This window comes from Niastella sp. (genome assembly GCF_045805085.1).
In the GTDB taxonomy this organism is placed as follows: domain Bacteria; phylum Bacteroidota; class Bacteroidia; order Chitinophagales; family Chitinophagaceae; genus Niastella.
Map to the genome: position 1 here is coordinate 1 of NZ_JBJMLX010000197.1, position 8,020 is coordinate 8,020.

Below are 8,020 nucleotides of genomic sequence, written 5' to 3' on the forward strand. Positions count from 1 at the left end.
AGGGTCCATTATTCAATTCATTGTCCGCTTCGGCATACATCAACAGAATATCTGCAAAGCGCAGGATGGGCCAGTTGATGGCCAGGTTTTGCGATGTGCCTGTTATGTTGGTCCATGATCTTCTAAACTTGCCATCGGTCATGGTAGTGGCTATGTTCATAAGCTTTTTACTGGCTGTATCAATTTCAAACATATTGATGGTTACATCGCGACGGCAATCGCCAATAGAATCGAATTCATAGAAATATGTAGGCAGGGGGTTGATACCGCCTCCAGCGCCGCCGAATTTTGAACTGGCGCTGAGCCGGAGGCCATTATAATAACCCAGCTTACTATCGGTTGACGCATTACCGCCGAAGGCCCCTACTTCAAACATCAGCTCATGCGCATCATCGAGTCGGGTGGCTGTATGCAGGGTTTTAAAGATATTTTCATATACCGGGTTCAATGTATGTTGTTCGGGGTGTGCAATGATCTCTTTGCATTCATCAAAAGCGATCTGGTAGTATTTTTTATAATCGGCACGGCGCTCATTCCTGTGCGTTTCGAGCCGAAGTGAATAGCCACCACGCGCTAACGCAATTCTTGCCCGCAGGCCTTTTACCGCACCTTTGGTAAGCCTGAGATTTTGATCGGGCGATTGTGTGCGCCAGGGAACCAGGTCTGCTGCAATTTTCAGATCGTCCAGTAACTTATCGTACAACGTATCTGAACTAACTCTGGGCAGGTAAACGTTGGACATGTCGGCGGCAGGTTCAAACTCGGCGGGCATATCGCCCCAGTTGCGGATGGCTTCATAAAAGAACTGCGCCCTGAGCGTCAACGCTTCACCATATAATTTTTGCAGGGTCGCTTTTTGCGCATCGGTTCCATTAATATATAATTCTGATGTAGGGATATACTTAATACAGATATTCGCCCTTTCAATTCCCTTGAATAACTGATTAAACGGATTGGGCAGATCGGAATTATCGGGACTGGCGCCAAAACAACTGATACCCCGGCGATCCAATGGACTGTAGTCGCCCGAGGTTTTCATATCATCGGCCGATTGCGGAAACAAAGACGAAAGGCGGTTTCCATACCCATTATCGCCAATCAACATGGCATAAATTCCGATCACAGCCGAGTTCATATTGGATACGCTGCTGAATACCGACTCCTGGGTAAGGGTAGAGGGTGAATCGACGGTCAAATATTTTTTGCACGACGCTGTAGTTAAACCAACGAGGGCTACAGCGAGTAATATATTTAAAATGATCTTTTTCATTAGACTGTTTTTTGTGCTTTCTCCTAATTCTTTATCTATCAGGTTCATTATTAAAAGCTAACATTTACCCCGCCCAGGAAGAACCGGCTGCGCGGGTATGCCGCATAATCGATACCCGGCGTAAGCGGGTTGCTGCGACGGGTATTGGCTTCCGGATCGTAACCCGTATATTTTGTAAATGTGTACAGGTTGTTCACGGTTGCATATATCCTGAACCTTGAAAACACTTTTGTTTTTTGCAACAGGCTTTGTGGTAATGAATAACCAATAGTTAAATTCTGAATGCGCAGATAGGATGCATCTTCAATGGCAAATGAATGCAGAAAATAGTTACCCAATGAAGGCGTCCAGTATTTAGCGTTCACATTCATGGCGCTTAACGTGGCCGGATCGGTTACCTTGTTGCCATTCTCATCAAACAATTTATACCGGTCGTTCATGATGGCCAGCATGTTGTTGTCTTTATATTGATATGTAGTGGTAAATTCCAGTGCATTGGCATTGTACTCTTTGGCGCCAACTGACCAGTTTACAAACACACTCAGGTCAAATCCTTTGTAGGTAAACTGCTGGTTCAACCCACCGGTGAATTTCGGCTGTGCATTGCCTAATACGGTCATATCATCGGCGCCAATGGTCATGTCTTTTGAGCTGGATAATTTTTTCAACTTCAGATCGCCGGGCTGTGGCGCCCGGTTACCTAATGCGGCAGCACTGCTGTTAGGCACATCTGATTTTAATGTATATGTTTGGTTAGAGGCATTGTAATTAAAATCATCAACGGTATAAAAACCATCGGTCACATAACCATAGAACTGGCCAATGGGTTTACCCACTTCTACCTTGAAATCGTTCATTGAATTTACCCAGCCCGATTGAACCAGGTAAGAATTTAACGGGTTACCCAAAGGGTCGAGGCCCAGGCTCCGGACCTCATTTCGGTTGTGTGCTATGTTAGAGGAAGCGTTCCAGCTAAAATTCTTTGTGTTCATGATGTTGGCGGCCAGCTGCAATTCAACACCTGTGTTGAGTGTTTTACCAATATTCTGTGTTTGACTGGGCCAACCTGTAGTAGGAGGCACTATCACGGTCAGCAACAGATCGCGGCTGGTGTTATAATAATAATCGACAGATCCATTGATGCGGTTCTGCCAGATGGTGAAATCCAAACCCAGGTTACGTGAAACGGTTGTTTCCCACTTTAACTTGGGATTGGCATAAGCCATAGGCGCAATACCGGGCGTTACTGCTTCTTCAAATGCATAGCTGCTGGTATTGGTGCCGAAGGTTGTTCTGAACAGATCGTTATCGATGCGGTTATTACCTGCTGTACCCATACTGGCCCTTAATTTCAGGTCAGAAATAAAAGAAATGTTCTCCATAAACGGTTCCTGCGAAATACGCCAGGCGGCTGCAAACGCCGGGAAGGCGCCCCACGCATTTTTATACAGGAATTTGCTTGAACCATCGTACCGCAATGTACCTGTTAACAGGAACTTGTCTTTGTAAGAATAGTTTGCCCGGCCAAAGAAAGAGATCAGTTTGTTTGTTAATTCCGAAGTTGTTGGCGGGTCCTGTATCTGACCAGAAGGCGGGGTGGCTTTTTGTATACCCGCAAAGGCCTGGTCAACGGTAAGGTCAACCGGGATCCACTTTTGAGTACTGTTAAACGTAGTTGATCTGGTTTGATAAATTTCCTGGCCAACCAGCACATCGAACTTATGATCGCCAAGTATTTGTTTGTACGTGATCGTGTTGGAGCTGGTAAGTGTAAAGTTCTCACCGGTATTGATATTTACCACCGGCATGTTGGCATTTTGGCGCGCCACACTGGTTACCTGGCCATTATAAATGTTGGTTTTGGCATTGTTAGCTGTTATGCCAAATACCGATTTAACGGTAAGGTTGGGAACGATATCATAGCTGGCATAGCCATTAAAAATTACATCGTTGCGGTAATCGTATTTCAATTCATTATGCGCCAGCATTACGGGGTTGGTGAGGTTGGTAAGATTGGCGTAATCGGCATCAAACTCATCGACCGTGTTATTACCTTCTTCTCCGGGAGCGACAAATGGTTTATACCTTACAGCATTACGTAACCGGTTAGTGCCTTGTGATCCCGTGCTCGATGTACCTACGCCATCAACCCGCTGGCGGCTGTACCGGGCATTAAACCCTATGCGTAATTTATCGGTAGCGCGATGATCGAATTTGAAGGAAGCCAGTGTACGCCGATAGCCGGATTCCAACATGATACCGTCTTCTTTACTATTACTGAGGTTCAGGTTAAAGGTGGTTGCTTTTGAACCGCCTGTCAGTGATACTACATGCGTATTATTCATGGCATTGCGTCCAAACACCTCATGCTGCCAATTGGTAAAAGGCATCTTTTTATAAATGTCAAGATCGTCCCAGCGGCCATAGGTTTTTGCAAACGTAGCACGATCATCGGGGCTGCCATTGTAACGTTGGTATTGGTACATGGCATAGTCATACGGGTTCATCACATCCAGCGTTTTCACGATCTTTCTTGCACCGGCATACCCGTCGTACGATACGCGGGTCTTCATATCCTTACCACCTTTGGTGGTGATCACTACCACACCGTTGGCGCCACGGGCGCCATATACGGCAGTAGAAGCCGCATCCTTCAACACGTTGATGCTTTCAATTTCCTGTGGCGCCAATAGCGACAACGCGTTATCAACCGGAATACCATCTACGATATACAGGGGCGAGTTGTCCTGTGAAATAGAACCACCGCCACGTACACGCACCAGGATGTCGGCGCCGGGACGGCCTTCGGTAGTGGTTACCTGCACACCGGCCAGGCGGCCTGCCAGCGCTTCTGCTACTGTATTTACCGGTACGTCTTTCAGGTCTTTTGTACTCACGGAAGAAACGGAGCCGGTCAGGTCTTTTTTCTTCGCGGTTCCATAACCGATCACCACTACATCATCCAGACTGTTGTCTTCTTTTTGCAGTGAAATGGTGACGGGGTTGGTGCCATCGGCAGTTGCTTCCTGCTGTTTATAACCCAGGTAGCTGAATATCAACGTAACCTTTCCTGATTCACCGGAAATGGTAAAAATAAATTTACCAGCTCCATCTGTTGTGGTGCCGTTGTGCGTGCCTTTTACAATCACACTTACACCGGAAACAGGCGCACCTTTGTCATCGGTGACCGTTCCTTTTATCTGTCTTGATTGTGCAAATAAGAAAATGGGCAAAATGAGGGAAAGGACTACAAACGTAATTCTTGTGGTCATATGGCAGTTCGTTTTGGGGTTCTATATATACAGGACTCTTTTAGGCATTTTCGCCTGTATATAGTAATAATGACAATCGTTCTTTAAGTTAATTCCAATGTCAATGATAGTGAGGTATTTTTTAAAATGGCAGATTCCACATGCATTTTTCTATGCAATCGTTCCCGGAAACGATGTAAATAATTAACGCTGAAGTCAGAACGCAGAGGGCTTCTTCTACCTCGTTAACTTGTTAACTCGTCAACTTGTTAACTTGTCAACTAACAGTAATGTATGTATGCGAAATGTAACGCTGAAGGTAAGTACGTCAACGGGAGACAAAAATCAATACCAGCGATCAACATGTATGAGAAAATAACAATGTAGCCGGCGACTATTCTAATTCAATTCTAACCAGATATTTTCAAATAATTCGCTTTCTTCCCGTCTTTTTCTATGCAATCGTTCCCGACAACGATTTCAAAAGGAAGCAAACCCTACTAAAAGAGACAATTTTTCGGTATTTTGCTGCCACAAAGTGAAATTTGAAACTGTAACCATAAAGGATATTGCCAGGGCGCTGGGACTTTCAACTTCTACCGTATCGCGTGCATTGCGCGGTAGCTATGAAATTAGTCCGGAGACAAAAAAACTGGTTCTCGAATACGCCGAGAAGATCAACTACCGGCCTAACCCGATCGCTTTGAGCCTGAAAGAACGCAAAAGCCGGTCGATCGGCGTGGTGGTCAGCGAAATTGCTAATACGTTTTTCTCGCAAGCAATCAATGGAATTGAATCCATAGCCTACAACCGCGGGTACCACGTTATTATTTCCCAGAGCCACGAATCGTACGAACGGGAAAAGGTAACCATTCAACACCTGGCTTCGCGGTCGGTAGATGGGTTGCTGGTATCCCTATCGAATGAAACCATTGACCTTTCGCACCTGAAACAGTTGCACGACAAAGGTTTACCCATCGTTTTCTTTGACCGCATAACCGATGAAATAAACACCCACAAGGTTACGGCCAATAATGTAAAGGGCGCTTTTGATGCTACCCAGCATCTTATAAATAAAGGGTTCACCCGTATTGCGCATATCACCAACTCCCCTAACCTGAGCATTACCAAAGAAAGATTGCAGGGGTACCAGGAGGCGCTAAAAAAGAACAACCTGCCGTATGATGAAAAGCTGGTACATTACACCCTGCACGGCGGAATGATCTATGAAGAAATTCAGGATGAGATCCAGAAAATGTTCAACGCCCGCCAAAAGCCGGATGCTATTTTAACGGCCAGCGACCGTATTACCACCTCCTGCCTTACGGCCCTGAAAGCCACCGGCAAAAAGATTCCCGAGGATATTTCCGTGATCGGTTTTACCAATACCAATATTGCCGAACTGTTCAATCCGCCCCTTTCGGCCGTTCGCCAGCCGGCCTTCGATATGGGACAGACAGCCACGGAGTTGCTTATTTCTATTATTGAAAGCAAGCGCCCGGTTACCGAGTTTGAAACCCGGATCCTTGATACGGAGCTGTTTACCAGGGAATCGTCGGAACACGCCCCAGCCCTAAAGGGAAGTCAGCAGTCGCAGGATTGATCTAAATACTTCATTATTAATCAGAACCGACCTTCTCATCATCTATCTTTGGCGGTTTTTCGTACGGTAATTACATTCTACCATACACTTTTTCGATTAAATGATACACCAAGCTTGACATGGGTGGAACATTTTTTTAATCCCTTTAGAATAACAATTTTAAAAATTATCTTCACCTTATGCTTACGCAGGAAGAGATCAAGCAGTTGGTAGCGAAACAGGCTGCTCAACTGGTTCAAAATAACATGACAGTTGGTATTGGTTCAGGCTCTACGATTTACTGGCTTATTATGGAGCTGGGTAAACGTATAAAAAAAGGGCTATTGTTCCAGGCTATTCCCACCTCGAAAAAAACGGCCGCGCTGGCTGCCCAGCAAAACATCCCCCTGGCCGAACTGAATGACGTAAACTTCATAGATCTTACTATCGATGGCGCCGATGAAATTGACCCCAACCTGCAAATGATAAAAGGCGGCGGTGGCGCCCTTCTTCAGGAGAAAATGGTAGCCGCAGCCTCCCGCGAACTGCTCATCCTGGCCGATCATTCCAAACTGGTGCAACATCTGGGAGAATTTCCCTTACCCCTGGAAGTGATACCCTTTGGCTGGAAACAAGTTCAACGCGAGATCCGCGAAACCTACCAGGTTGAACCCGTCTTACGCATGCTGGACGATCAACCCTTTGTTTCAGACCACGGTCATTATATCCTCGACTGCCCCTTCCGAAAAATTGAAAATCCCGATATTTTAACGTACGAGCTCAACGGCATTCCCGGAATTGTTGATAATGGCTTGTTTGTAAATATGGCGGATCTGGCGTTGATTGGGTTTCCTGATGGAAGAACGGAGACGATGCATAAGTAGTTGATCAGTTGACCAGTTGACGAGTTGACGAGTTGACAAGTTGACAAGTTAACAGGTTGACAAGTTAACTAGTAGGAAGAAAGTTAGGAGGTATAAAGTAGGAGGTTGATAACGTTGATAGGGTTGATAAAGTTGATAATGCGGCGAGAGATGAAAGGTGTGAGAAATGAGAATAGTGAGAAATGTTACATTCTCGCGAGCCATCTTTGCCCTCCGCTTCGCCCGCCGAAGCTTTAGCGTAGGAGGGCCTTCAGCCTTCCTTCTGGCTTTTGAAATATTCCTTAATTAAAGCCGTATACAGTTTATTCCGCGTAACGTTCAGGCGTACCTGTGCGGCGCTGGCCAGTTCTTCATTGGCCATGATCCCTTTTGCAGTATAATGGGCCTCATACATCTTTTCCTGCACCTGCAATTGTTTGTCGGTGAAGGTGCGCTTGCTCATATCGGGATACTTGCTTATGACGGTTTTGTCGCCATATTGCTTGAACACAATTTCTTTATTCATCTGGCCCGAAAGCAACTTTAACAACACGCTGTTACTTATTGCCATAAACAGTAGTTTTTGTACCTAAATATATAAAATACTTTTCATATACCCTCTTTATGGGACCTTATTTTATTAGGTTTTCTTAAGGTATTCTCAGGGTTATCTCAGGTTCATCCCAGGGTTTAAACCCTAAGATAACCCTAGGATGACCCTAGGATAACCTTAAGATAACCTTAGGATGGGACATAGTAATAAGGGGGTTGACAGGTTGATGAGGCATCACAATCATATGTAAGAGCCCAGGTGTTTAAACTGCCTGGGCTCTTTTTATTTGTATTCCTTTTTAACTTGTCAACCCGTCAACTTCCTACCCTCTTACTCGTCCCTTTCTCAACTCCATCACCCTTATCAACTTGCATTTTCTGGTCAACTGGTTAACTGGTCAACTGGTCAACTTCCCCCTCACTAAAACAGATGCAATTTTCGTAACTTGGGCTATATCAGATCTAAAAAGCCCATGAATAAAAACAAACTAGCCGGCACCGA

The 8,020-nt window shown here is 45.3% G+C and carries 5 protein-coding genes; 2 read left to right on the forward strand and 3 right to left on the reverse strand.

Annotation, left to right across the window (positions count from 1 at the left end; genetic code table 11):
- Both ACJ751_RS10030 and ACJ751_RS10035 read right to left on the reverse strand, forming a co-directional pair.
- Positions 1-1,270: RagB/SusD family nutrient uptake outer membrane protein (locus tag ACJ751_RS10030; protein ID WP_407745353.1), on the reverse strand; the 1,270-nt coding region annotated here is incomplete at its 3' end.
- 50 nt (positions 1,271-1,320) lie between these two features.
- Positions 1,321-4,542 carry a SusC/RagA family TonB-linked outer membrane protein gene (locus ACJ751_RS10035; RefSeq protein WP_407745354.1) on the reverse strand — a complete coding sequence of 1,074 codons (3,222 nt, stop codon included), beginning with the start codon at positions 4,540-4,542 and terminating at the stop codon, positions 1,321-1,323.
- Between the two features lie 517 nt (positions 4,543-5,059).
- Between ACJ751_RS10035 and ACJ751_RS10040 the strand changes: the two genes are divergently transcribed.
- A complete protein-coding gene (locus ACJ751_RS10040; RefSeq protein ID WP_407745355.1) occupies positions 5,060-6,124 on the forward strand; it encodes a LacI family DNA-binding transcriptional regulator in 1,065 nt (354 codons plus the stop codon).
- A gap of 179 nt (positions 6,125-6,303) precedes the next feature.
- Positions 6,304-6,987, forward strand: a complete 684-nt coding sequence (gene rpiA / locus ACJ751_RS10045; RefSeq protein WP_407745356.1) for a ribose-5-phosphate isomerase RpiA — start codon at positions 6,304-6,306, stop codon at positions 6,985-6,987.
- A gap of 250 nt (positions 6,988-7,237) precedes the next feature.
- Here rpiA and ACJ751_RS10050 read toward each other — a convergent pair whose 3' ends face one another.
- Positions 7,238-7,537 (reverse strand): hypothetical protein, encoded by a 300-nt coding sequence (locus ACJ751_RS10050; RefSeq protein WP_407745357.1) that lies wholly within the window; start codon positions 7,535-7,537, stop codon positions 7,238-7,240.
- Between the last annotated feature and the right edge of the window lie 483 nt (positions 7,538-8,020).